The following is a 23,243-nucleotide window of genomic DNA, read 5'->3' as shown; positions in this document are numbered from 1 at the left end:
TCGGGCAGGCCATACGGTGGGGGAACCGAGGCCCTCCACTTGTAGGTAACACCTACCGCGCGCTCCGCGCGCGAACACCGCGCTGCGCGCGGGAAAAGCCGTGCTGCGCGCGGGAAGAGCGCGCAACGTGCGCTGAAAGCCGCGCGGCGAGCGCAGAAAAGCTGCGCTGCACGCAGGGGCCGAAAGGCCCCACGGCGGGCGGTTTTGTCGGTCCCCCGTGGGACAATGGAGACGGGGGCCGGAGGCCGCCCCGCGATCCCCATCCCCGCCCCCCGCACCACCAGCTAAGGGGTATGTGTCCAGCCGTGGGCCGCACGCCGGGCGCGTTGGGCGAAGGGCACCGCGATGTAGTTCGCCAACTCCAGCACCCCACCAGTCGTCCGATCCAACTCCCGGGCGAAGGCGGTGATATCTCGATCAGTCCGGTCCATCAGCCAGGCCAACAGCACGACCACCACGTCGGCCAGCACACCCACCTGGAACGGCATCTCATCACGGTTGCCGGCAGTGACCGCGTGCGCAAAGTCGGTCATCCCGCGCTCAGTCAACTCACGCGGACCAACCTCAATAGCACGCTTCATCGAGTCCACAACCAAGGGCACGACAGTAGCCCACGTAGAGCGTTCGGCGACCTCACAGATCAGCCCCCCGCACAGCGCGGTGGTCCACAAAGCCTCAGGGTCGTTGGCCCGCACGGCACCCACAGCCAAGTCAGGCAGCAGTTCTGCCCCCTGCGACCACAACCCCTTGGCCACCGACAGCTCCACAGCGTGCCGGTAGTGCTCCAAGGCCTTGACGTGGTCACCGCGCTGAGTCAGAACCCGACCCAGCTCATCGTGACAAGCGGCAACATCCGCCGGAGCCCCTCGACGCTCGGCCAGCGCCAGCCCGACCGCAGCGTAGTGCTGCGCGGTCTCCAGCTCGCCCAAATCCCGATGGCAGGCACCCAGCTCACGAACGGCGGCCAATTCAGCAGCGTCGTCGCCCTCGGCCCGGAACAGCTCGACGGCCGCCACGCCCGCCTCAATCGCCGCGTCCAAATCACCGAGCCGGTGATGGCGCAGGCACTCCTCCCACTTGAACTCGGCCTGCTTGCGCCGGTCCTCGAGTTCCACGGCAACCTCGTGGCCCTCCGCCGCGTAGCGCAGTGCCGTCTCGTGGTCGTCCCCGCTCAGCTCACCCAGCACGCCGATCGCCTCCACCAGCCGCGCGCGGGCGCCCCGGGTCCGGAACGCCTCGCGTGCCTCCAGCGCGGCCCGCCGCGCGTCCTCCGGTCTGTCCTGGCGCACCAGCAGGTGCGCCATGCGCAGCAACACGTCCGCTTGGTCCCGGCACGCGTCGCCCCGCTCCACACACTTCTCGAAGTCCGCGAGTGCGGCGTCGTATTCCCCGCGTTCCTCGTGGGCGCGGCCGGTCAGTTCGTGGCGCAGTGCACGGCGGGGTGCGGCCTCCTCCTCGGGCAGGTCCAGGTCGTCCAGGGCGGTGTCGACGCGGTCGGCCAGGGTCGGGTCGCCGCCCAGTGCCAGTTCGGCCAGCAGGACGTCCACATAGGACGGTGTGTCGGCGGCTCCGCGGCGCTCGGCGGTGCGGCGCAGGGCGGTGATCTCGCGGTGCAGCACGCCGGCCGGCGGTTCGGGGCACGTGCGCGCGACGCGGCCCAGCAGGTCGGCTTCGGCCAGGGCTGCCTCGCCGTCGGTGGTGGACCGGTCCCGCCACTCGTCCAGGCGGCCGTTGACCGTGCCCAGGTACAGGTAGGACCGTTCGATGCCGCCGGGGGTGCCGGTGTTGACCACGGCGTTGGCGGCGGGCACCTCCTCGGCGGTCAGGCGGTGCGCGACGGTGGCCGCGAAGCTGGTCGCCAGGCCCGGCGGGATGGTCCACAGCGTGCCGATGTAGCCGCGCGCGCCGGCGCGCAGGAACTCGCGGCCGACCTCGGTCCACGGGCGGCGGGAGTTGTTGACCACGATCGGGCGGTGCGCCAGCGGGGGGATCTCGGACAGCGGCTGGTCGCCCAGCACGATGCCGTCGTCTTCGTCGTGGGTGTTGAAGAAGACCAGTTCGACGGGCAGGTCGCGGGCGAGGGCGGCCAGGGCCTCCGGGGAGGCGTCCGCGCCGGACAGCACCAGCGGGTGGGTGAAGTGCCCGACGCTCGACCCGTCCGCCTCGGGCGGCGCGGTGGTGTCGAAGAGCAGGCTGAACGCGCCGGGTTCGCGGGCGGCGCCCTCCCCGTACAGCTCGGTCAGGACGACCAGGGTCGGGTCGGCGGCGACGTGCCCGATGGGTTTGCGGGTCCAGTTCGCGTCGTCGGTGCGCACGAACGTGTAGGGCAGGCCGGTGGTGAACGCGGTCAGCCGCCGGTCGCCGACCGCGTGCACGACCCGCGCCGGGACCTGGGCGGTGACGACGGCTTCCAGCGCGGCGAACGGGTCGTGGTCGCCGGCGGACAGGTAGCGCCACAGGGCTTCGACGAACCCGATGCCCTTGACGGCGTCGCCGATGGCGCGGGCGGCGGCGGTGACCCGGTCCTGCTCCTCGGCGACGACCCGGTGGACCTCGGTCAGGTCGGGGACGGGCGCGGTGACCAGCGTGGCTCTTCGGTGGTGCGCGTACTGGGCGGCGACCAGGGTGTGGGCGGCGCCGGTGTCCTCCACCAGGACGGCTTCGTCGGTGTCCGGCTCGTCGAGCTCGGGCAGCGGTGCGGAATCGACGAACCGCAGCGGGCGACCGGTGCGCAGGGCCGCGTGCAGGGCTTCCACCTCGGACCCCGGCGGGGCGTCCAGGACGTCGGGGTCGCCTTCGCGCAGCGCCCGCCACGCGGTGTCGGTCAGGTCGTCATCATCCGGGGACAGGTGGACAAGATCCAAGTCGTCCAGCAGGTCGCCGTCGTAGTCGCACAGCACGACCGCACGCCGCACGCCGGTTCGCTGGAGCAAGTCGGCCAGCCGCTGGTCGAGGCGCGGGTCTGGGTCCTCGACCACCAGCAGCGGCGCGAACCCGGGCAGGCAGGACAGCACGACCGCCGCCGCCCGCGTCTGGTCGGGCCGGCACACCACCGCCGTGTCCGCGACCCCGTAGACCGGCGCGCTGGTCACCGTGACGTGCAGCTCCGACTCGCCCGCCGGCAGCGCCACGCACACGCCGTCGTCCAGCGTCGTGCACGGCGAGGAGCCGCTGACGTGCAGCGACACGTGGTCCGACAGCGCGAACCGGACGCCGTCCTCGGTCTCGGTGCCGGGCGCGTCGACGGTCAGCCGCCACTCGGCGGGCGCGGGCAGGTCGAAGCGCTGCTTGAGCACGGTGCGGACGTGCCCGTCGCGGTGCTCGTCGACGAGCAGGTCGCGGGCGCCGGCCTCGGCGGTGAGCTGCTCGCTGACCGGCAGCGGCGGCTTGCGGTGCACGTCCAACAGGACGGCGCGCAACAGCCCCGCCTCGAAGCGGAACCGGATTCCGTGCGGGGCGCCGAGGTCCACTGGCTCACAACCCTTGCTGCGACGAGTCCACCGACAGATGTGGTGGCGCGCAGAAACTACGCCACCGCGGCGCTCCACTGGTACAACATCCCGCAGGTCAATGAGGTTGTTACACATCGTGCCGCGTGGATCACAGCCGCTGTCGCCGCGATCGACCGGATCAGGCGCCGGGGTGTTCGGAGCGGGCGGCGGGCATCCAGCGGACCCGGCGGTGCCTGCCCGCCACCTGGACCTGGTCCCGGCCCTGGCGCTTGGCCTCGTACAGCGCCGCGTCGGCCGCCGCGAGCAGGCCCTCGACGGTGTCCTCCGCGACCGACGGCCACACGGCGATGCCGATGCTCACGGTCAGCCCGTCCACCCGGCCGCCCACGGCGTCGTCGGCCACGACCTGGTGCACCTGCCGCCGGATGCGCTCGGCGATCGCCTCGGCCTCGGTCGGCTCGACCCCGGGCAGCAGGACCGCGAACTCCTCGCCGCCGAACCGGCCCACCGCGTCGCCCCGGCGCACCGCGCCCGACAGCGCCACGGCGATGCGGCGCAGCACGGCGTCACCGATCTGGTGACCGTGGGTGTCGTTGATGTCCTTGAAGTGGTCCACGTCGATCATGAACAGGCCCACGGTCGCGCCGGGCGGGCGGCGGCGCGTGCGGTCCAGTTCCAGCGACGCTTGCAGGTGCCACGCCTCCGCGTTGAGCAGGCCGGTCTTGGCGTCGGTCCGCGCGGCGAGCTCCAGCTGGTGGATCAGGACCGTGCGGTGCAGCGCGACGGCGGCCACGACCATCGGCAGCGCGAACCCCGGCCACCAGGCCACCGCCAGCGCGACGAACGAGCCCATCGCGAGCTGACCGGCCTCCAGCAGGTTGTCCGAGGCGGTGCCCACGGCGTCGCGCACCGACCGGGGCCGCACGGTCAGCAGGATCACGATCGCCACCAGCGCCGTGTTCACCAGCCACTGCGCCGTGCCCGCGCCGACCAGCCCGACGAAGTCCAGCCAGCCCGAGGGACGCCCCGACGCCAGGTGCTCGCGCAGCCCGGTCACGCCCGCCACCGCGCCGGCCGCCGTCGTGGCGAGGACCATCATGGAGGTGGTGAACACGTTCCGGTGCGGTGGCCGGGACGCGTCCCAGCGCCCCACCACCCACCAGCGGTGCGCGTACATGAGCACGACCAGCGCCACCGCGAGCAAGGGCGGCAGGACCAGGGCGCCGGCCAGCATCCAGATGCTGCACAGGTCGACGTGCGGCAGGTGGCTGTGGTCGCGCCGGATGCGCTCGATCCAGCGCGAGCTGTGCAGGTGCAGCGCGGCGCACGCCACCAGCACGCCGAACACCGGCCACGCGCCCGCCGGGACCGGCCACGCCGTGGTCGCCGCGATGGCGATCAGCGCCAGCAGATCCACCGACAGCACGTACACCAGGGCCTGCCGTGGCAGGGACCATAGTGACCAGCGCCGTTCGCCCGACGACGCTGACCGCGCTGTGTCCATGATTCCTCTAGACCGTCTAACTCGGACTGTGAACGCGTCCGAACGGACCGTCACAGTAATTGTGACCTGGGCGGATGTCAGCCGCTAGCGGGGTGACGCGACCCACAGGAGGTGATTGCGGTGCGCGACAAGATCTGGTGATCCTCCTTGCCGTCGACGAGCCGAGTCCCGAGGGGAGGTGCGCCGCCATGCGCGACAAGATCTGGTGATGCGCGGCCCGACGGTGCGGGCGCCGCGCCCCGGCCGCGGCCCCGCTCACCGCCTGACCAGCCATGCTTCTCCCAGCCACGCTTCACCCGCCCACCGCTCAGCTGCCCACCGCCCGGCTGCTCGACCCACCGCTCACCGCCGGACCAGCCACAGGCAGGCCAGTCCGGCTCCCGCGCCGCTGACGAGGAGGGCGGGCGCGAGTCCGGCGGTTTCCGCGAGGACGCCGCCGAGCAGCGCGCCCAGCGGCGCGGTGCCCCAGACGGTGGTGCGGATCGCCGCGTTCACCCGGCCGTGGAAGGCGGGTGGGGTGAGCCGGTAGCGGACCGGCACCTGGAGCACGTGGTAGACCTGCACGCCGAACCACATCACGGCGATGGCCAACGGGTGCAGCACCACACCGGCCGCGCCCAGTCCGGCGACGGCGATCGCCACCGGCATCACCCGTTCACCCAGCCGTGGCGCGACCAGCGCGCCCACGAGCCCTCCCGCCGCGCCGATGGCCAGCGTGACGCCGATCCGCCCTGGTGACAACCCTTCCCGGGTGAGGTGGAGCGGGAGCAGGGCGAGGAACGCGTTCACCCAGAAGACGTGCGTCGCGGTGCACAGCGTCACCTGGCGCAACAGGCGCTGGCCGAACACCAGCCGCACCCCGTCCAGCGCTCCCCCGGCCCGGTCGAGCGTGGCGCGCACGCGGATGCCCGCGAGGGTGGCGCCGGAGACCAGGAAGCTGAGGGCGTCGGCGAGCAGGGCGACGGGCGCGCCGACCACCGCGACCAGCCAGCCGGCGAGAGCGGGTCCGGCGATCTGCGCGGTGGACTGGCTGGTCTCCAACGCGCCCTGGGCCTTTGTCAGGCGGTCGGGCGGGACGACGAGCGGGACGAGGGCGAGCGTGCCGATGTCCCCGAACACCGCGAACGCCCCGGCGACGAACGCCACCCCGCACAGCAGCGGCACGGACAGCGCGCCGGCGGTATCGGCGAGCGGGACGACGGCCAGTGCGGCGGCTTGGCCGAGGGCACAGGCGACGAGCAGGGGGCGGCGGGGCAGGCGGTCGACCCAGACGCCGGCGGGCAGCCCCAGGACGAGGTAGGGCGCGCGGGCGCAGGCGGCGAGCAGGCCCATGTCCCACGCGGTCGCGCCGAGGGTGAGGGCGGCGACCAGCGGGAGGGCGAGCGCGGTGATCTGGGAGCCGACGAGCGAGACCGACTGGCCGGACCACAGCAGCAGGAACGCCCGTCGTGGGACGGTGCGGCCTCCGGCCCCCGGTTCCATTGTCCCACGAGGCACCGACAGTTCCGTCAGGCTTCGTCGGGCAAGGCGGTCGCGGAAACACGCGACCACAGCGCCGTGACGGCCCACGCCGCGACCACACCCACGGCCCCCGCCACGGCGATCGCGGTCCCGGCGGAGCCCACGGCCGTGGCCAGCACACCCCCGCCGGCCACGCCGATGCCCTGCGCCGCCACCAAGCCACTACGCGCGAACCCGAGCGCCTGACCGCGTTGGGCATCAGGGACCAAGCGCACGAAAGTGGCACCGGCGGTCACCTGATAGGCGCTGAACACGCCACTGAGGGCCAGCAGCGCGACCGCTCCGAAAAGACCCGGGTCAAGCCAATAACCCACCAAGGGCAACGCGGTGGCGACCGCCAGCAGGCCCAGCAGCCGCACCCTCCGCGAGGTCGGCAGCAACCGCAGCAGGACCGTGCCCAGCACCATGCCGGCCGGGTCCGCCGCCAACAGCAGCCCGACCCCCGCGGCGCCCACGCCGACCTCCGCCGAGAACGGCGCGGCCAGCCCCTCGGGCACGACGGTGAACAGCGCCAGCCACCCCAGCGCGACCAGCAGCCGCAACCGCCGGTCGCGCCACACCAGCACGGCACCCGCCCTGATCCTGAACCCGACCCGCGACACCGCCCCGGCCGCCGGGCGTGCGCGCAGGCCAAAGCGCAGCAGCACAGCGGACGCGGCGAAGGTGGCGGCGTCGGCCAGCAGCGCCCCCGAAGTCCCCAGCCACGCCACCACCAGGCCACCACCGGCGAACCCGAGCAGCAATCCAGCCTGATGGGTGATCAGGTGCACTGACTGCCCGGCCTCGTACCGGTCGCCCAGCACGGTCGGCAGCAGCGCCCCCTGGGCGGCGGCGAACGGCGGCTCAGCCAGCTGCGCGACCACGAGCAGCGCGGCGACCAGCGGCAACGGCACCCCTGGCACGGCCATCAAGGCCAGCAGCACCGCGCGCAGCACGTCGGCGGCGACCATCACGGTGCGGCGCGGGAACCGGTCGGCCAGCCCGCTCAGCAGCACGCCCGACACGAGCGCGGGCAGCATGGTCAACGCGTAGGTCAGGGCGGTCCAGGCGGCCGAGCCGGTGCGCTGGAACACCAGCACCGACAGCGCCACGCGGGCCAACTGGTCGCCGACGGTCGACAGCGCGGCGGCGCACCACAGCACCCGGAACTCGGGCACGGCGAACGCCGCCCGGAAACCCGTCCCCAATGCCCCTCCGATGAGTTTCCGCGAGCAGTCCGGTCATACGTGGTGCGGCGTGCGGCCCGGCACGTCACCGTACAAGCCCGGAGGTTGCGATGAGCGAGGTCCTGACGATGACGGTCGAGTTCACCAGGCAGACCGAGCGGTACCGGCACGAGCTGAGGGTCCACTGCTACCGGCTGCTCGGCTCGTTCGACGAGGCCGAGGACCTGGTGCAGGAGACGTTGCTCAGGGCGTGGCGCAGCCGTGACACCTTCGAGGGCCGCTCCACGTTCCGGGCGTGGCTGTACCGGATCGCGACCAACGCGTGCCTGGACGCGATCCACCGCCGTCCCGCGCACACGCCCGCCGCGGGCGAGCCGGTGCTGGACGTGCCGTGGCTCCAGCCCTACCCGGACGTCCTGCTGGACCAGGCGGCCGGTCCCGACGCCGAGGCGGTGGCGCGGGAGACGATCGAGCTGGCGTTCCTGGCGGCCCTCCAGCACCTGCCCGCCAAGCAGCGGGCCGTGCTGGTGCTGCGCGACGTGCTGGGGTGGCCGGCGGCGGAGACGGCCGAGCTGCTGGAGGACACCGTCCCGGCGGTGAACAGCGCCCTGCAACGCGCCCGCGTGACGCTGCGCAAGCACCTGCCGGAGCGGCGCACGGAGTGGTCGGCCGACCCTTCGGCGCAGGAACGGGCGGTGCTGCGGCGGTTCGTGGAGGCCACCGAGAAGGGCGACATGGCGGCCCTGGCGTCGGTGCTGCGCGAGGACGCCCTGTGGACCATGCCGCCGCAGCCGGAGTGGCACCGCGGCCGGGACGAGCTCATTGAGCTGTGGACGCCGATCATGGTCGGCCCCGAAGCGTTCGGCGAGTGGCGTGCGGTGGAGACGTGGGCCAACCGGCAGCCGGCGGTGGCCGGCTACGCCAAGCCGCCCGGCGGCGAGGTCTACGAGGCGGTGGCGCTGGACGTGCTGCGGGTCGAGGACGGCCTGATCACACAGGTCCTCACGTTCGGCTCGTCGATGTTCGAGCGGTTCGGGCTGCCCGCCACGCTCTGACGGGTCGGCGGTTACGGTCTCCTCGTGCTGAGGATCGAGATCGACGGCGGGGAGCCGACCACCGACCAGCTGGCCGTGGGCGTGCTCGCCAACTACGGGCACTTCACCGCGATGCAGGTCCGCGACCGCCGGGTGCAGGGCCTGGACCTGCACCTGCGGCGGCTCGACGCCCAGCACCGCGAGCTGTACGGGGAGGGCCTGCCCGGCGACCGCGTCCGCGCCCTGGTCGCCCGCGCGTTGGGCGAGGTGCGCGACGCGGCCGTGCGGGTCGTCGCCTTCGGTCCGGAGCCGCCGAAGGTCATGGTCGCGGTCCGCCCGCCGCTGTCCCCGCCGGACCGCCCGCAGCGCCTGCTCCCCGTCGACTACCAGCGGCCGTTGCCGCACGTGAAGCACATCGGCGGCTTCGGCCAGGTCCTGCACGGCAACCGCGCGCGGGCCGCCGGCTACGACGACGCCCTGCTGACCACCCCGGACGGCGTGGTGATCGAGGGGGCCATCGCGAACATCGCGTTCTTCGACCACGACGGCGGCATCGTGTGGGCGGAGGCGGACTGGCTGCACGGCATCTCGATGCAGCTGCTGGAGCGGGAACTGCCGTCCCGGCGGGCGGTGGTGCGGCGGGCGGACCTGCCGTCCTACCGGGGCGCGTTCCTGTGCAACTCCATCGGCGTGACCGCCGTGTGCGGGATCGACGACGTCGACTACCCGGTGGACGAGGCCGCGGTCGACGGCGTGCGGAGGGCGCTCGCGGCCGTGCCGTGGGACGCCCTGGATGAGTAGAACCCCGGATGTCCGCCGCGCCCGGGACGCGGGAGGGTGTGCCCGTGATCAACAGCACCCGATTAGCACGCAAGTGGCCATCGCTGGTCGGTCAGATCGGCGGCGTGTGGCTGGGAGCCTTGGCCGCCTTCGCGGGCACCGGCTGGCTCACCATCCTCGCCTTCGTCCTCAAGAGCCCCGGCCTGGTGGCGGTGTCCCTGGTCGGTCCGCTGCTGATCTTCTTCGTGATCGCCACCCTGACCCGCACCGCGGGCCTGCTGACGGTCGGCTGGTTGCCGCGCGTCGGCTGGGCGGTGCTGGTGACCCTGCTCGGCACGCTGGGCGCGGTGTTCTACATGACGGTCCTGGAGGCCATCGAACCCGCCGAACCGGGCAGGTTCCTGGCGTTCGTCGGCGTCGGCCTGCCGTTCGCGCTGGTCACCGCCCTGCTCGTGCGGCAGTGGGTGGTGCAGCTCGTCGCCCTGGCCGTCACGGTCGGCGCCGTCGCCCTGGGCATCTGGGCGCCCACCACCCTGCCCGCGGACGACGCCGCCTCCCGCATCGCCCACGCCAAGCTGCCCGGCGACGTCCTGCTCCTGGCCACCCCGCCCGACTACGGCTTCCCCACCCTGACCCGCAAGGACGACGAGGTGATGCTGGAGTACCGCCCGAAGGGCGACAGCAAGCCGCTCGCCTTCTGGCCCAAGCTGGTCACCCGGCCGGTGTCCCCGGACCAGCCCGGCGACGTCCGCGAGGGTGACCTGGTCTACCGGACGTGGGCGGGCGACCACATCTACGTCCGCCGCGAGCAGGGCTACGAGATCCTGGCCGTGGTCTCCGACCGGGTCCCGAAGGACGCCGTCCGCGCCTTCCTCGCCTCGGCGCGACCGGCGACCGACGACGAGGTCAAGCGCCTGCTGCCCATCTCCCCGGACCGCCGCGACCGCGACGTCCCGGAACGGTTCGCCCGAACCCTGGGCCGCCTGACCGACCGCTGACTACACGGCCGGCGGGCGGTCCTCGTACGGGGTGGACAGCACCACGGTGGTCCGCGTGGACACGTGGGCCACCTCGCGGATCTGGCGCAGCAGCTCCTCCAGGGCCGTCGGCGAGGCCACCCGGACGCGCAGGACGTATGAGGCGTCCCCCGCGACCGAGTAGCACGCCTCGATCTGGGGCAGGTGCTCCAGCCGCTTCGGGTAGTCGTCCGGAGCCGCCGGGTCGATCGGGGTGAGCGAGATGAACGCGGTCAGCGGCAGACCGATCTCGTCGCCGTCCAGGCGGGCCGCGTAGCCGCGCACCACACCCCGCTGTTCCAGCCGGCGCACCCGCTGGTGCACGGCGGACACGCTCAGGCCCACGCGTTCGGCCAGGTCGGTGAAGCTGCACCGGCCGTCGGCCGCCAGCTCCCGCAGGATCGCCCGGTCTATCGGCTCCAGGTTGGTCACGCCGGCAGCACCACCAGTTCACGCGGTCGGTTGTTCACGCTCTCCACGCCGTCCTCGGTCACCACGACGATGTCCTCGATCCGCGACCCCCACCGGCCGGGCAGGTAGATGCCCGGCTCGACGCTGAAGGCCATGCCCGGCTCCAGCGGCAGGTCGTTGCCGCCGACGATGTAGGGCTCCTCGTGCACGTCCAGCCCGATGCCGTGGCCGGTGCGGTGCACGAAGAACTCGCCGAACCCGGCGTCGGCGATGACCTGCCGGGCCGCCGCGTCCACCTGCTCGCACGTCACACCCGGCCGAACCGCCTCGACGGCCGCCTTCTGCGCGGCCTGGAGGACGGCGTAGGTCTCCCACACGTCGGCGTCACGCGGCTCGCCCAGCACGTAGTTGCGGGTCGAGTCGGAGCAGTACCCCTCGGCGATGGGGCCACCGATGTCCACCACGACCACGTCACCGGCCTCGATCACCCGGTCGGACAGGCTGTGGTGCGGTGAAGCGCCGTTCGGACCGGACCCGACGATGACAAAGTCGGCCTGCACGTGCCCCTCGGCCACGATCGCCGCCGCGATGTCCGCACCCACCTCGGCCTCGGTGCGCCCCGGCCGCAGCCACTCCCCCATGCGGGCGTGCACCCGGTCGATGGCCGCGCCAGCCGTGCGCAGCGCCGCGACCTCGGAGGCGTCCTTGCGCATCCGCAGCTCCCGCAGCACCGGCCCGGCCAGCACCTGCTCACCGCCGATCGCGTCACGCAACCCCAGCGTGTGCAGGGCGGGCATCATGTCCGACACCGCGACCCGGGTGCCCTTCAAAGCGCCCCGCACCAGGGCGTACGGGTCCTCGCCGTCCACCCACGTCACCACGTCGACCCCGAGCCGGTCGGTCGGGATGCCCGCGTACCCCGGCTGCTCCAACTTCGGCACGACCAGCACCGGCGTGCCACCCACCGGCAGCACCAGGCACGTCAGCCGCTCGAAGGAGGACCCGCCCGCACCGATCAGGTAGCGCAGGTCCGAACCGGGCGAGATCAGCAGGGCGTCCACACCGGCGACGGACGCCGCGGTGGCGGCCTTGTCCAGCCGGGCGCGGAGGGCGTCCACGTCAAGGGGTCCAACACGGGTCGACATGCCTGGGAAGCCTAGTCCCGAACCGCCCGCGGCACGCCGGCGGAGGTTGATCGAACCGGCGATGTCGGTGCCTTCTGGCATGCTGGCGCCCGTGTCGAGCCGACTGGTCCTCCTGGACTCCGCCAGCCTGTACTTCCGGGCCTTCTACGCGCTGCCCGAGTCGATGACCGCGCCCGACGGCACACCGGTCAACGCGGTACGGGGCTTCGTCGACACCATCACCAAGGTGATCACCGACCGCGGCGCGACCCGCCTGGTGGCCTGCCTGGACGCCGACTGGCGCCCGGAATTCCGCGTAGCCGCCCTGCCTTCTTACAAGGCGCACCGGGTGGCCGAGGGCGGAGTCGACGGCGAGGAAGACGTGCCCGACACCCTCACCCCACAGGTCCCGATCATCCTCGACGTGCTCGACGCGGTAGGCATCGCCACAGCCGAGGCCGTCGGCTACGAGGCCGACGACGTGATCGGCACCCTGGCCGCCCGCGAGACGACCGACCCGGTAGAGGTCATCACCGGCGACCGCGACCTGTTCCAGGTGGTCCGCGACGAGCCCGTACAGGTGCGCGTGCTCTACCTGGGCCGCGGCTGGGCCAAAGCAGAACTGCTGGGACCGGTGGAGTTGGCCGCCAAGTACGGCCTCCCCGAAACCGACGCCGGCCCCGCCTACGCAGGCATGGCGGTCCTACGCGGCGACCCATCCGACGGCCTCCCAGGCGTAGCCGGCATCGGCGAAAAAACCGCCGCCAAACTGGTCAAGGAATTCGGTTCCCTACAAGCCGTCCTAGACGCCGTCCACGACCCCCGCGACCGCAAACTAACCACCCGCGCCCGCACAGCCCTACTGGCCGCCCAGGACTACCTGGCCGTCGCCCCCACGGTGGTCAACGTGGCCACAGACGCCAAGATCCTCCAAGACCGCCCCGACGACGTCCCAGTCACCCCCGCCGACCGCGACCGCGTCGAAGAGCTCACCCAACGCTGGGGCCTGGGCAGCTCCCTACCCAGGCTCCTCAACGCCCTAGAACGCCGCCGCGGTTAGAAGAACGTTCCCGACCACGGAATCTCGTCGACCGCGAACAGCTTGTCCGCCCGCTTCAGCACGTCCGGCGACGCGCCCGCGACGCAGCCGGTCATGGCCAGCGCCGAGAACGGCACGTCACCCAGGTAGGCCGCGCCGAGCCCCTCCACGTCCACCACGAAGTCCGGCTTGGCGTCGGTCCGCGAAACACCCGAAGGGGTGACCCGGTAGGAGCCCTCGTTCTCCGGCAGGTACCGGTCCCGCACCCCGACCACGACCGGCTCGGCCTCGCCGTAGGTCCGCGCGGCCAGCGCCGCCGGGACGTCCAGCAACCGCAACCACGTCTCGTCCGCCAGATCCTCCACGTACACGGCCCGCCGGTCCACCATCAGCCACTCCAGCGGCTCGTCCAGCGGACGCCCTTCCGCGAGCACCTCGCCCACCAGGTCCACCCGCAGCGTGAACCCCCACAGGTCCGCCCACGCCCGCTCGTCGCCCGCCCAGAAGTCCAGGACCTCCAGCACGGTCGGCTTCTCCACGCCCCGGTCCCACGAGCCGCGCTCGACCTTGTAGACCAGGTAGCCGTCGTCGCCGTCCTCGCCCGAGCACACCGCGAACCGCAGCTTGTCCTTGCCCTCGGCGGGCCGCAGCACGTTCAGGTCCCACCACCCCGGCCACCGCCCGATCGTGCCCGCCCGACCCGGTGACAGGCGCTCGAACAGCTCCCGCACCAGCGGCGCGGCCTCGTCCGCCGGCACCAGCCGCACCCGGCCCGTGATCGGCACCCGCGGCGTCGCCTGGCTCTTGCGGATGCGGACCTGCCGGTACCGGCTCGCCACCCCGTAACCGAACCGCTCGTAGATCAGGCCCTCGGTCGCCCGCAGCGTCGCCGCCACGTCCCCGCCGTCCCGCATCGCCTTCAACTGCGCCCGCTGCAACGCGCTCAACACCCCGCGCCGCGTCCAGTCCGCGCGCACCCCGACCCGCGACACCGCCGCCATCGGCACCACCGCCCCACCGGGCACCGCCAGCGCCGACGGGAACGACTGCACCGTGCCCACCAGGTCGGCGCCGGAATACGCGCCGAACGTCCGTCCGGGCTCGTAGGTGCCCTTCACGACCTCCCACTGCTCGTCGGGCGCGGGACCGTGGTGCAAGGTGCTTCGGAAAAGGCTGTGGGCCGCGCGGTGCTGGACTTCGTCGTCGAGAACGCGGATGTCAAGGTCGGTCACGCGCCGATGGTGCACGCCGCGCACCCGAACCGCCATCGCATTTCCCCCGAAACGGCGAGGCCGCCCTCGGGAAACCCGGGGGCGGCCTCGTCGAAAAAGCTCACTCAGCCCGTGGGCTGGCCCACCTCGTACTCGCCGTCCGCGGTCTTGACGGTGATCTTCACGTCCTTGTCCTTGCCGCCGATCTTCACCTTGCAGGTGAACGTGCGGTTCGGCTCCACCGGGTTCTCCCCGGTGCAGGTCGCGCCCTCCACGTCGGAGATCTTGTAGTCGTCCTTGAGGATCTGCACGATCCCGTTCTGCACGGCCGTGTTGTCGAAGATCTTCTTCTTGAACCAGCCGGGCGTCACGAAACCCAGGACGCCCACCGCGCCGACGGCCAGCACGACCACGGCGACGACCACCCACAGCAACGCGCTGGACTTCTTCGCCGGCGGCGGCGCCTGGCCGTACCCGGGCTGGCCGTACGGGTTCTGCTGCCCGTACTGGCCGAACTGCCCCGGCTGCTGGCCCCACTGCTGCTGCGACGGGTCCGGCTGGCCGTAGGGGTTCTGCGGCTGCTGCTGGGTCGGGTCGTAACCGCCGGGGTACTGCTGCGTGTACTGCTGCTGCTGGGAGGGCTGCTGCCCCCACTGCGGCTGCTGCTGCGACGGGTCCGGCTGCCCGTAACCGGGCTGCTGAGCGGGGAAACCACCCGACGGCGTGCCGGGGTACCCGCCGCCACCGTAGGGCTGCTGGCCCCACTGCTGCTGCGGGTCGTTCCCTCCGGACGGTCCGTACGGACTGGTCATGCTCGGCCTCCGACGGTCGGTAGAGGAAAAACGGTGTTCATGCCTTGCGGGCGCGATCAAACCACAGAGGTGCCGGGCACACCCAGCCACCCCGGGAACCTTTCTCAGACCGTGGCCATCGCCACCACCCCGCGGCGCAACGCGTCCACCGCCCGTTTGGCCGTACCGCCCACCGGGTCGTCGGTCCCGACCACGTCCCGGATCTGGTCCAGGAAGTCGATCACCTGCCGGCACCAGCGCACGAAGTCGCCCGCGCCCAGCTCCGTGCCCGACGCCTCGGCCGCGCCGAGCACCTTCTCCAGCGACTCGCCCCGCGCCCACCGGTACACCGGCCACGCGAACCCCGGGTCCGGCTGGCGCGTGCGGTCCAGCTTGTGCCGGCGCTCGTCGTCCTCCAGCTCCGCCCACAGCCGCGCGGTCGCGGTCAACGCGTCGGTCACCGCGCCCGGCGGCAGCCGCGTCTCCAGCGGGCCGTCCCGCCGCGCCTCGTAGACCAGCGCGGACACCACCGCCGCCAGCTCCGGCGCCTCCAGGTCCCGCCACACCCCGTGCCGCAGGCACTCCGCCGCCAGCAGGTCCGACTCGCTGTACAGGCGGGTCAGCCGCTTGCCGTGCTCGGTGACCTCCTCGCCCGGACCCGACTCCTCCGCGTGCAGGTACCCGCGCTCCCGCAGCAGGCCCCGGATGCGGTCGAACTCCCGCGCCAACGAGTGCGTGGTGGCCGCGACCTTGCGCTCCAGCTGCTCGGTCTCGGCCAGCAGCCGGTGGTACCGCTCGCCCCACCGGGCGTGGTCCTCGCGCTTCTCGCACCCGTGGCACGGGTGCGCCCGCAACGCCCGCCGCAACGTCGCCAACTCGGCATCCTCGTCCGCCCCGGACCGCTTCTTGCGGAACGACGGCGGCACGATCCCGGTGTTGCGCAACGACGACGCCAGATCCCGACGCGACCGCGGCGACCGCGTGTCCACCTGCTTGGGCAGCCGCATCCGGCCCAGCACCTCCACCGGCGACGGGAAGTCCGCCGCCGACAGCCGCCCCGCCCACCGGTCCTCGGTCAGCACCAGCGGACGCGCCTCGCCCAACGGCTCCAGCCCTGGGTCGATCACCACCGCCAACCCCGACCGCCGCCCCGACGGCACCGCGATCACGTCCCCCTTGCGCAGCCGCTCCAAGGACGCCGCCGCCTCGGCCCGCCGCGCCGAGGTGTTCTGCCGCGCCAGCGCCTTCTCCCGCTCCGCCACCCGCCGCCGCAGCGACGCGTACTCGGTGAAGTCGCCCAGGTGGCACGCCATCGCCTCGGCGTAACCGCCCAACGCCTCCCGGTTGCGCTCGATGCGCCGCGCCAGCCCCACCACCGACCGGTCGGCCTGGAACTGCGCGAACGACTGCTCCAGGATGTCCCGCGCCGCCGCCGCGCCCAACTGGTGCACCAGGTTGACCGCCATGTTGTAGCCCGGCCGGAACGACGACCGCAGCGGGTAGGTCCGCGTGGACGCCAACCCGGCGACCGCCTTCGGGTCCACCCCCGGCTGCCACACCACGACCGCGTGACCCTCGACGTCGATCCCTCGCCGCCCCGCGCGCCCGGTGAGCTGCGTGTACTCCCCCGGCGTCAGGTCGACGTGCGCCTCGCCGTTGTACTTGACCAGCTTCTCCAGCACGACGGTCCGAGCGGGCATGTTGATGCCCAGCGCCAACGTCTCGGTCGCGAAAACGACCTTCACCAACCCGCGGACGAACAGTTCCTCCACGGTCTCCTTGAAGGCGGGCAACAACCCGGCGTGGTGACTCGCGATGCCCCGCTCCAGGGCCTCCCGCCACTCCCAGTAGCCCAGCACCATCAGGTCGCCCTGCGGCAGGTCCTTGGTCTTGTCCTCGATGACCTCGCGGATCTCCTCGATCTCCGCGTCGGTGTTGAGCCGCAACCCGGCCCGCACGCACTGCGCCACGGCAGCGTCACACCCGGCCCGACTGAACACGAAGTCGATCGCCGGCAACAGCCCCGCACCGTCCAGCCGCTGCACGATGTCCACCCGCGAGGGCGGCTTGAACCCACCAGACCGAGGAGGACGCCCCCCTTTGTCCTTGCCGTTGCGCCCCCGACTCCACGGCACGTGAAAACGCGCCAGGTCCTCGGTGTGCCGCAACAACTGCGGGTTGATCCGCGCGTGCCCGTCGGGCCCCTCCCCGGCGAACAGGTCCATCATCCGCCCACCAGCCATCATGTGCTGCCACAGCGGAACAGGCCGGTGCTCGTCCACCACGACGGTCGTGTCCCCACGCACCTCGACCAACCACTCGCCGAACTCCTCGGCGTTGCTGACGGTGGCCGAAAGGCTGACCAATCGAACCGACTCCGGCAGGTGCAGGATCACTTCCTCCCACACCGGCCCCCGGAACCGGTCGGCGAGGTAGTGCACCTCGTCCATGACGACGTAGGCAAGGCTCTCCAACGTCGAGGACCCGGCGTAGAGCATGTTCCGCAACACCTCGGTGGTCATCACCACCACAGGCGCCCCACCGTTGACCGAGGTGTCACCGGTCAGCAGCCCGACGTTCCGGGCACCGTAACGGGCCACGAGGTCGGCGTACTTCTGGTTCGACAACGCCTTGATCGGCGTGGTGTAGAAGCACTTGCGCCCCTCCGACAGCGCAAGGTGCACAGCAAACTCACCCACCACCGTCTTACCGGCCCCGGTGGGCGCGCACACCAGCACCCCATGCCCGTCCTCCAGCGCCTCACAGGCACGCTGCTGGAACGGGTCGAGGTCGAACGAGAGGACCGAGAGGAAGTCGGTCAGCTTGGGCCGTGAGGACCGCTTGCGGAAGTCCGCGTAGGCATCGGCCGGAGACCGCGAGGAGCGTGACACCCCTCAAGGCTGTCACATGGCACCGACAAAAGCTCCGTTCTTTGCCCCGACCCAGGGCGTCGCGCCGACACAACAAGGTTGCGCGCACACCCAATCCACACTGAAGCCATAGAGCCCACCAACCCAGCTCACCACAACACCCACCAACAAGCCGCCAGCCGCAAGCCCTCTGCACCACCCACCAGACCGGCCGCGCCGCTTTTCGCCCGAAGGGCGGTTCCGCCGAAGGCGCAAGCCAAGCGGCAGCGACCACGGGAAGGGCCTCGGTTTCTTTCCCCGTCCGGCCTGGGCGAAGCCCAACCGCGCTTGGCTCGTTTTTGCAACCAGCTTTTCCGGTTGCGAAAACGGGCCAAGTGTGGTTGCCTCCGGCAGGTCGGACGGGGAAAGAAATCGACGCCCTTCCCCCCGGGGGCCTGCCGCGCGGCGAGCGCTTCTTTTGTTTGAGAGCGCGAAGCGCGTTCGAGCTTGCGAGCGCGAAGCGCGTCCGGTTTGGACCCGCGAAGCGTGGGCTTGAGGAAGCGAAGCGCAGCTCTAAAGATTAAAAGAGCCTCGCCGGCGGGCAGGCCGCCAAGGATGACGGAAAAGAAAGGGCGGGGGCTTCTTCCATCATCCCCGTATGGCCTGGCGGAGCCAACCACACTTTGGGCCGGGTGCCGCTAAAACTTTTTGCTCGTTCCTCGCAAAAACTTTCGGCTGCACCCGACCCAAAGTGTGGTAACCCTTCGGGCAGGCCATACGGGGATGACGGAAGAAGCCCAAGTCGGGAGGCCTGCTGCGCGAGCTACTTCGAAAAGCGCGCCCTGCGGGCGAGAGCGCTTGCCTAGGCAGTCGGGCTGACCGCCGTCAACGCCCCCGCCCTGCACGAGACCTCCAACGGCAACCCGTGCACGCGCTCCCCATCGGCATACCCAACCCACCCCGGCCCAGCCACCCGCACCGACTTGGCCCGAAACGTCTGCACCGCCGGATGGTCCACATGCCGCCCAGTCCGCAGCGTAGGCAGCATCCTCAACAATGTCCTCCGAGGGGCCGCACTCACCACCGTCACGTCGAACAACCCGTCAGCCGGATCGGCATCCGGACACACCGGAATACCCCCGCCATAACTGGTCGTGTTCCCGATCGCGACCAACAGCGCGTCCAACTCCAACGTGCTGTCCTCGGTCTCCACCACCAACCGCTCCGGCCGCAACGCCGCCAATTCGGCCAGGATCGCCAAGTCGTACCGCCGAGGGCCGGCAGGCCAGCGCATGGCGTTGGCGCGCTCATTCACCGCTGAGTCGAACCCGGCGCACAACACGGTCGCGAACCACGTCCCGTTGCCCACCTGGCCCAAATCCAGCGACCGCCGAGAACCCTCGCACAAAGCACCCACCACGTCATCCACAGACAACGTGCCCAACGCCGTGGCGAGGTCATTGCCGGTGCCCGCAGGCACGACAGCCAGCGCCGTCGACGTTCCCGCACAAGCCTGCACACCCAAATGGGCACCGCCGTCGCCGCCCAAGACCACCAGGGCGTCCACGCCGTCCTCCACAGCCCGCCGCGCCAAGGCCAACGTGCCCTCAGCCGACGAAGCCACGTGCAGGTCGAGCGAGTCCACGGCGGTGCGCAACCGTGCAGCGACCGTGCCCGCCATGCGGGCAGCCCGACCCTTGCCGGAGGCCGGGCAGACCAACAGGGCGGCGCGGGTCATGTGGCGTCGTCGTAGCGGACGCGGTGCGGTTCCTTGGGGGCTACCGACTCGGAAGCAGAGTCGGCAACCGGGTCGGAGCCGTCGACCGCCGAAGGTGTGTAGTCGAACGGGGAGGCCTCGTCGTCGGCCAGGTCGTCCCAGCCTTCGGCCTTGCGCTTGCGGGCCGCTCGCTTGTCGCGGACGCGGGCGATCTGGATGGCCAGTTCGAACAGCAGGGTCAGGGCCACGGCCAGGGCGATCATCGAGATCGGGTCGGTGCCCGGGGTCGCGATGGCGGCGAAGATGAACAGGCCGAAGACGAAGCCGCGGCGCCAGCGCTTGAGCTTGTCGTAGGTCAGGACCCCGACCAGGTTCAGCATGACCACGATCAGCGGCAGTTCGAAGCTCACGCCGAAGATCAGCAGCAGTGCCATCACGAAGCTGATGTACTCGCCCGCCGTCAGCGCGGTGATGAACTTCTCGTCACCGAAGCCGACCAGGACCGACAGGCCCTGCGGCACCACGTAGAACGCCAGCGTGGCGCCCGCGACGAACAGCACCGAGGCGCAGGCCACGAACGACAGCGCGAACTTGCGCTCCTTGGCGTACAAGCCCGGCGCGATGAAGCGCCACACCTGGTACAGCCACAGCGGCGCGGTCAGGGCCATGCCCGCGCCCGTGCCGACCTTCAGCCGGATCATGAAGACCTCGAACGGCTGGGTCTGCAACAGCTGGCAGCCCTGGCCGCCCTGGGTCAGGCGCTGCTCCACCGGGATGCCGCAGTACGGGGCGACGACGATGTCGCCCAGGCTCGGCAGCCGGAAGATGTGCAGTTCCCACCAGAAGAAGCCGAAGATCGCACCGCAGGCGATGATCAGGAGCGCGAGGCCCAGCCGGTGCCGGAGGTCGTACAGGTGATCCTTCAGCGACATGGTGCCGTCGGGGTTGGCCCGACGGCTCGTCAGCTTGCGGCGCTCCCGGCGCTGCTTCCACCGGGACGGACTTGCCCCCACGCTGCGGACCGTCCTTCTGGCTAGTTCTGCTTGTTCTGGAGGTTCTGGGCGCTCTGCTCGATCGGCTGTGCGACCTGCGGCTGGGCGACCTGCGGCTGGGCGACCTGCGGCTGCTGCGCGGGCTGCTGCACGACCTGCTGGGGCTGCGCGGGCGGCAGCTGCTGCGGCGCGGCCTGCTGCGGCGGGGTGTCCTGCGGCTGGTCGTCGTCGCGCAGGCCCTTGGTCTCGGCCTTGAGGATCTTGGCCGAGCGGCCCAGCGAGCGCGCCATGTCGGGCAGTTTCTTCGCGCCGAACAGCAGGATGATCACCACGGCGATGATGATCAGCTCAGTAGCTCCGAGGTTACCCACGGTGGTCCTCCTGTCTGCCCCGGTCCGTCGATGGTACGCGGGGGTTGCCCTGACGGGCCCGGTCCGGACGCCGTTCGGCGAAGGCCACCCCGAGCGCGGCCAAGCGCGCCCGCAGCAGTCCGACGCCGTCGCCGACCCTGTCGCCCACCAGAGTGCTTGCGGCGCGGAAGCGACGCAAGGATCCGACCAATTTGGTCGTCAGAACGATCAGGAGGACCATTCCGACCAGGATCAAGACCAGGCTCGGCAAGTACGGCACGACACCACCGTATAGGGCCTAGGTTGCCGGGAGGTGATCCGCCCGGCGCAACGCGGCCTCCGCCTGCCGGGTGACCGCCGCGACCAGGTCGGCGGGCTGCTCGACGTGCACCTCTCCGCCCAGCCCGAGGAGCAGCCGTACCATCCAGGCGGTGTCGGCGTAGCGCATGAGCACCCGGGCGCGGCCCTCCTCCAGCTCGGTCAGGCCGTCCACCGGGTAGTACTCGGCGACCCACCGCGCATCGGGTTCCAGCACCAGCACGGCGGTCCGCTGCGACGGGTCCGGGCGGAACAGCCCCTCCGAGGTGTCGGTGGGCGTGGCGTGCGGCGGGGGCGCCGCGGGCTCGTCGAGGACCTGCACGCCGTCGATGCGGTCCAGGCGGAACAGCCGCACGTCGTCGGCCAGCCGGCACCACGCCTCGAGGTAGCCGCGGCCCTCGACCAGCAGCATCCGCATCGGGTCCACGACCCGGTCGGTGACCTCGTCCCGTGACGGGGTGTAGTAGCTCAGCCTCAGAGCGCGACCGCGCCGAACCCCGTCGGACACCGCGTCACGCACGACCGCGGTCTCCGGGGCCTCCCGCATCGCCAGCCCCACGGCCACCCCGGCCGGCTGGGCCTGACCCACGGCGGCCTCGATCTTGGCCACGGCCCGCTGCACGGCGTCCTTGTCCACCACGCCGGGCGTCTCCGCCAGCGCGCGCAGCGCCACCAGCAGCGCGGTGGCCTCGGCGGCGGTCAGGCGCAGCGGGCGGCTCATGCCGGCGTCGAAGGTGACGGTGACCGTCTCGCCCTCGAAGGACAGGTCGATCAGGTCGCCGGGGCCGTAGCCGGGCAGGCCGCACATCCACAGCAGTTCGAGGTCCTTGCGCAGCTGGCGCGGGGTGACCTCGAAGTCGGCGGCGGCCTCGTCGATGGGGATGCCGGGCCGGGCCAGCAGGTAGGGCACCAGGGCCAGCAGGCGGGGCAGCCGGTCGGCGGAGGCGTTCACGCCCGCACCCCCGCACCGCGCAGCGCGCCGACGAGCTTCTCCCGCACGGTCTTCGCCAGCACTTCGGGTTCCAGCACCAGCACGTCCGCCCCGAACCCGGCGATCCAGCCCGCCGCCGAGTCGGGGAACCTCAGGTCGATCTCCAGCACGTCGCCGACCACGCCGTCCACTTCCCGCTCCCCCACGACCCGCGCGCGCCGCCGCACGCCCTGCGCCCGTCCCCGCGCCACCCACAGCTGGGCGGTGGCCACGGCCTGCGACGACGGCTCGCTGCGCTTGACGAAGCTGAGCAGGTCCACGTCGGCGGGCCGGTCCACGACGCCGGGCTTGCCGACCGCGCGGACGTCGCCGACGATCCGGGACAGCCGGAAGCAGCGCGGCGCGCGCCGGTCGCGGTCGTGGCCGACCAGGTACCAGCGGCCCCGCCAGGCGACCACGCCCCACGGCTCGACGGTGCGGGTGCGCACCTCGACCGGCACGGGCTTGCGGTAGTCGAACTCGACCACGCGGCCCTCCTGCACGGCGGCCAGCAGCGGCGGGAACGCGGGTTCGGAGGTGCGCACCTTCGGCTCGACGGCGGTGGGCACCTCGTGGTCGACGTCCACGCCGGCCGCGCGCAGCTTGATCAGGGCGCCGTGGGCGGCCCCGGTGAGCTGCGGCGAGTCCCACAGCCGGGCGGCCAGCGCGACCGCCGCCGCCTCGTCGGGCTCCAGGTCGACGTCGCCCAGCTCGTAGTCGCGGCGGGCGATCCGGTACCCGTCGGTGTTGTCGAACTCGGCGCTGCGCCCGATCTCCAGGGGCACGCCCAGGTCCCGCAGCTCGGTCTTGTCGCGTTCGAACATGCGGAAGAACGCCTCGTCCGTCGCGGCGTCGGAATAGCCGGGGACGATGGCGCGGATGCGCTCGGCGGTCAGGTACTGCCGGGTGGAGAGCAGACACAGCACCAGGTTGACGAGCCGTTCGGCACGTGCGATGGCCACCGGTGAACCCTAACCCCGTCGGAACACCCGGTGACG

The 23,243-nt window shown here is 71.9% G+C and carries 19 protein-coding genes; 4 read left to right on the top strand and 15 right to left on the bottom strand.

Translation table 11 applies throughout. From position 1 onward, the window contains the following. Positions 1-284 precede the first annotated feature (284 nt). The 4 genes from WBN91_RS13895 to WBN91_RS13880 all read right to left on the bottom strand — a co-directional run bounded on the left by WBN91_RS13895 (position 285) and on the right by WBN91_RS13880 (position 7,664). Positions 285-3,470, bottom strand: a complete 3,186-nt coding sequence (locus WBN91_RS13895; RefSeq protein ID WP_337724353.1) for a tetratricopeptide repeat protein — start codon at positions 3,468-3,470, stop codon at positions 285-287. Between the two features lie 160 nt (positions 3,471-3,630). Continuing rightward, complete coding sequence (locus tag WBN91_RS13890; protein WP_337724352.1) at positions 3,631-4,956, bottom strand: GGDEF domain-containing protein; 1,326 nt, start codon at positions 4,954-4,956, stop codon at positions 3,631-3,633. Positions 4,957-5,298: 342 nt separating this feature from the next. Next, positions 5,299-6,453, bottom strand: a complete 1,155-nt coding sequence (locus WBN91_RS13885; protein ID WP_337729385.1) for an MFS transporter — start codon at positions 6,451-6,453, stop codon at positions 5,299-5,301. A gap of 11 nt (positions 6,454-6,464) precedes the next feature. Then, positions 6,465-7,664, bottom strand: coding sequence for an MFS transporter (locus tag WBN91_RS13880; RefSeq protein WP_337724350.1), 1,200 nt, complete (start codon positions 7,662-7,664; stop codon positions 6,465-6,467). An 89-nt stretch (positions 7,665-7,753) separates the two neighbouring features. Between WBN91_RS13880 and WBN91_RS13875 the strand changes: the two genes are divergently transcribed. From WBN91_RS13875 to WBN91_RS13865, 3 genes are read left to right on the top strand one after another with little or no spacing between them, the layout of a single operon-like run. Beyond that, entirely contained in the window at positions 7,754-8,698 is a 945-nt protein-coding gene (locus WBN91_RS13875) for an RNA polymerase subunit sigma-70 (RefSeq protein ID WP_337724349.1), read from the top strand. Between the two features lie 24 nt (positions 8,699-8,722). Then, on the top strand, positions 8,723-9,478 hold the full coding sequence (locus WBN91_RS13870; RefSeq protein ID WP_337724347.1) for an aminotransferase class IV: 756 nt from the start codon (positions 8,723-8,725) through the stop codon (positions 9,476-9,478). Positions 9,479-9,522: 44 nt separating this feature from the next. Next, on the top strand, positions 9,523-10,455 hold the full coding sequence (locus WBN91_RS13865; protein ID WP_337724346.1) for a hypothetical protein: 933 nt from the start codon (positions 9,523-9,525) through the stop codon (positions 10,453-10,455). On the opposite strand, the gene WBN91_RS13860 is transcribed toward WBN91_RS13865, so the two are convergent. Then, positions 10,456-10,905, bottom strand: coding sequence for an Lrp/AsnC family transcriptional regulator (locus WBN91_RS13860; protein ID WP_211351018.1), 450 nt, complete (start codon positions 10,903-10,905; stop codon positions 10,456-10,458). After that, complete coding sequence (locus WBN91_RS13855) at positions 10,902-12,029, bottom strand: M24 family metallopeptidase (protein ID WP_337724345.1); 1,128 nt, start codon at positions 12,027-12,029, stop codon at positions 10,902-10,904. The genes WBN91_RS13860 and WBN91_RS13855 overlap by 4 nt, the downstream gene beginning before the upstream one ends. A gap of 91 nt (positions 12,030-12,120) precedes the next feature. Between WBN91_RS13855 and WBN91_RS13850 the strand changes: the two genes are divergently transcribed. Then, entirely contained in the window at positions 12,121-13,068 is a 948-nt protein-coding gene (locus tag WBN91_RS13850) for a 5'-3' exonuclease (protein ID WP_337724344.1), read from the top strand. Here the strand turns inward: WBN91_RS13850 and WBN91_RS13845 are convergent. The 9 genes from WBN91_RS13845 to WBN91_RS13805 form a co-directional block, all read right to left on the bottom strand. Beyond that, a complete protein-coding gene (locus tag WBN91_RS13845; RefSeq protein WP_337724343.1) occupies positions 13,065-14,279 on the bottom strand; it encodes a GNAT family N-acetyltransferase in 1,215 nt (404 codons plus the stop codon). The genes WBN91_RS13850 and WBN91_RS13845 overlap by 4 nt on opposite strands. A gap of 104 nt (positions 14,280-14,383) precedes the next feature. Continuing rightward, complete coding sequence (locus WBN91_RS13840) at positions 14,384-15,070, bottom strand: DUF4333 domain-containing protein (RefSeq protein WP_337724342.1); 687 nt, start codon at positions 15,068-15,070, stop codon at positions 14,384-14,386. A 104-nt stretch (positions 15,071-15,174) separates the two neighbouring features. Beyond that, positions 15,175-17,940, bottom strand: a complete 2,766-nt coding sequence (locus tag WBN91_RS13835) for a DEAD/DEAH box helicase (protein WP_337724341.1) — start codon at positions 17,938-17,940, stop codon at positions 15,175-15,177. 820 nt (positions 17,941-18,760) lie between these two features. Further along, positions 18,761-19,636, bottom strand: coding sequence for a diacylglycerol/lipid kinase family protein (locus tag WBN91_RS13830; protein ID WP_337724340.1), 876 nt, complete (start codon positions 19,634-19,636; stop codon positions 18,761-18,763). Then, the gene (tatC, locus tag WBN91_RS13825) at positions 19,633-20,628 is read right to left on the bottom strand and encodes a twin-arginine translocase subunit TatC (protein WP_443217718.1); all 996 of its coding nucleotides are present in this window, start codon (positions 20,626-20,628) and stop codon (positions 19,633-19,635) included. The genes WBN91_RS13830 and tatC overlap by 4 nt, the downstream gene beginning before the upstream one ends. Positions 20,629-20,648: 20 nt before the next feature. Then, positions 20,649-20,978, bottom strand: a complete 330-nt coding sequence (gene tatA, locus WBN91_RS13820) for a Sec-independent protein translocase subunit TatA (RefSeq protein WP_337724339.1) — start codon at positions 20,976-20,978, stop codon at positions 20,649-20,651. After that, positions 20,971-21,237, bottom strand: a complete 267-nt coding sequence (locus WBN91_RS13815) for a bacteriophage holin (protein WP_337724338.1) — start codon at positions 21,235-21,237, stop codon at positions 20,971-20,973. The genes tatA and WBN91_RS13815 overlap by 8 nt, the downstream gene beginning before the upstream one ends. Positions 21,238-21,255: 18 nt before the next feature. Continuing rightward, positions 21,256-22,227 carry a helix-turn-helix transcriptional regulator gene (locus WBN91_RS13810; RefSeq protein WP_337724337.1) on the bottom strand — a complete coding sequence of 324 codons (972 nt, stop codon included), beginning with the start codon at positions 22,225-22,227 and terminating at the stop codon, positions 21,256-21,258. Next, on the bottom strand, positions 22,224-23,207 hold the full coding sequence (locus WBN91_RS13805; protein ID WP_337724336.1) for a helix-turn-helix transcriptional regulator: 984 nt from the start codon (positions 23,205-23,207) through the stop codon (positions 22,224-22,226). Before WBN91_RS13805 ends, WBN91_RS13810 begins: the two co-directional genes overlap by 4 nt. Positions 23,208-23,243: the final 36 nt, after the last annotated feature.

Origin of the sequence: Saccharothrix sp. CCNWYY140 (assembly GCF_037401995.1) — a bacterium.
In the GTDB taxonomy this organism is placed as follows: Bacteria; Actinomycetota; Actinomycetes; order Mycobacteriales; family Pseudonocardiaceae; genus Actinosynnema.
Note: the sequence above shows the minus strand (reverse complement) of the source record. Positions and strands in the feature narration are given on the sequence as shown.

Coding starts and splice junctions, on each gene's coding strand:
- WBN91_RS13840 (WP_337724342.1), bottom strand. CDS start 15,070: ATGACCAGTCCGTACGGACCGTCCGGAGGGAACGACCCGCAGCAGCAG.
- WBN91_RS13830 (WP_337724340.1), bottom strand. CDS start 19,636: ATGACCCGCGCCGCCCTGTTGGTCTGCCCGGCCTCCGGCAAGGGTCGG.
- WBN91_RS13890 (WP_337724352.1), bottom strand. CDS start 4,956: ATGGACACAGCGCGGTCAGCGTCGTCGGGCGAACGGCGCTGGTCACTA.
- WBN91_RS13855 (WP_337724345.1), bottom strand. CDS start 12,029: ATGTCGACCCGTGTTGGACCCCTTGACGTGGACGCCCTCCGCGCCCGG.
- WBN91_RS13875 (WP_337724349.1), top strand. CDS start 7,754: ATGAGCGAGGTCCTGACGATGACGGTCGAGTTCACCAGGCAGACCGAG.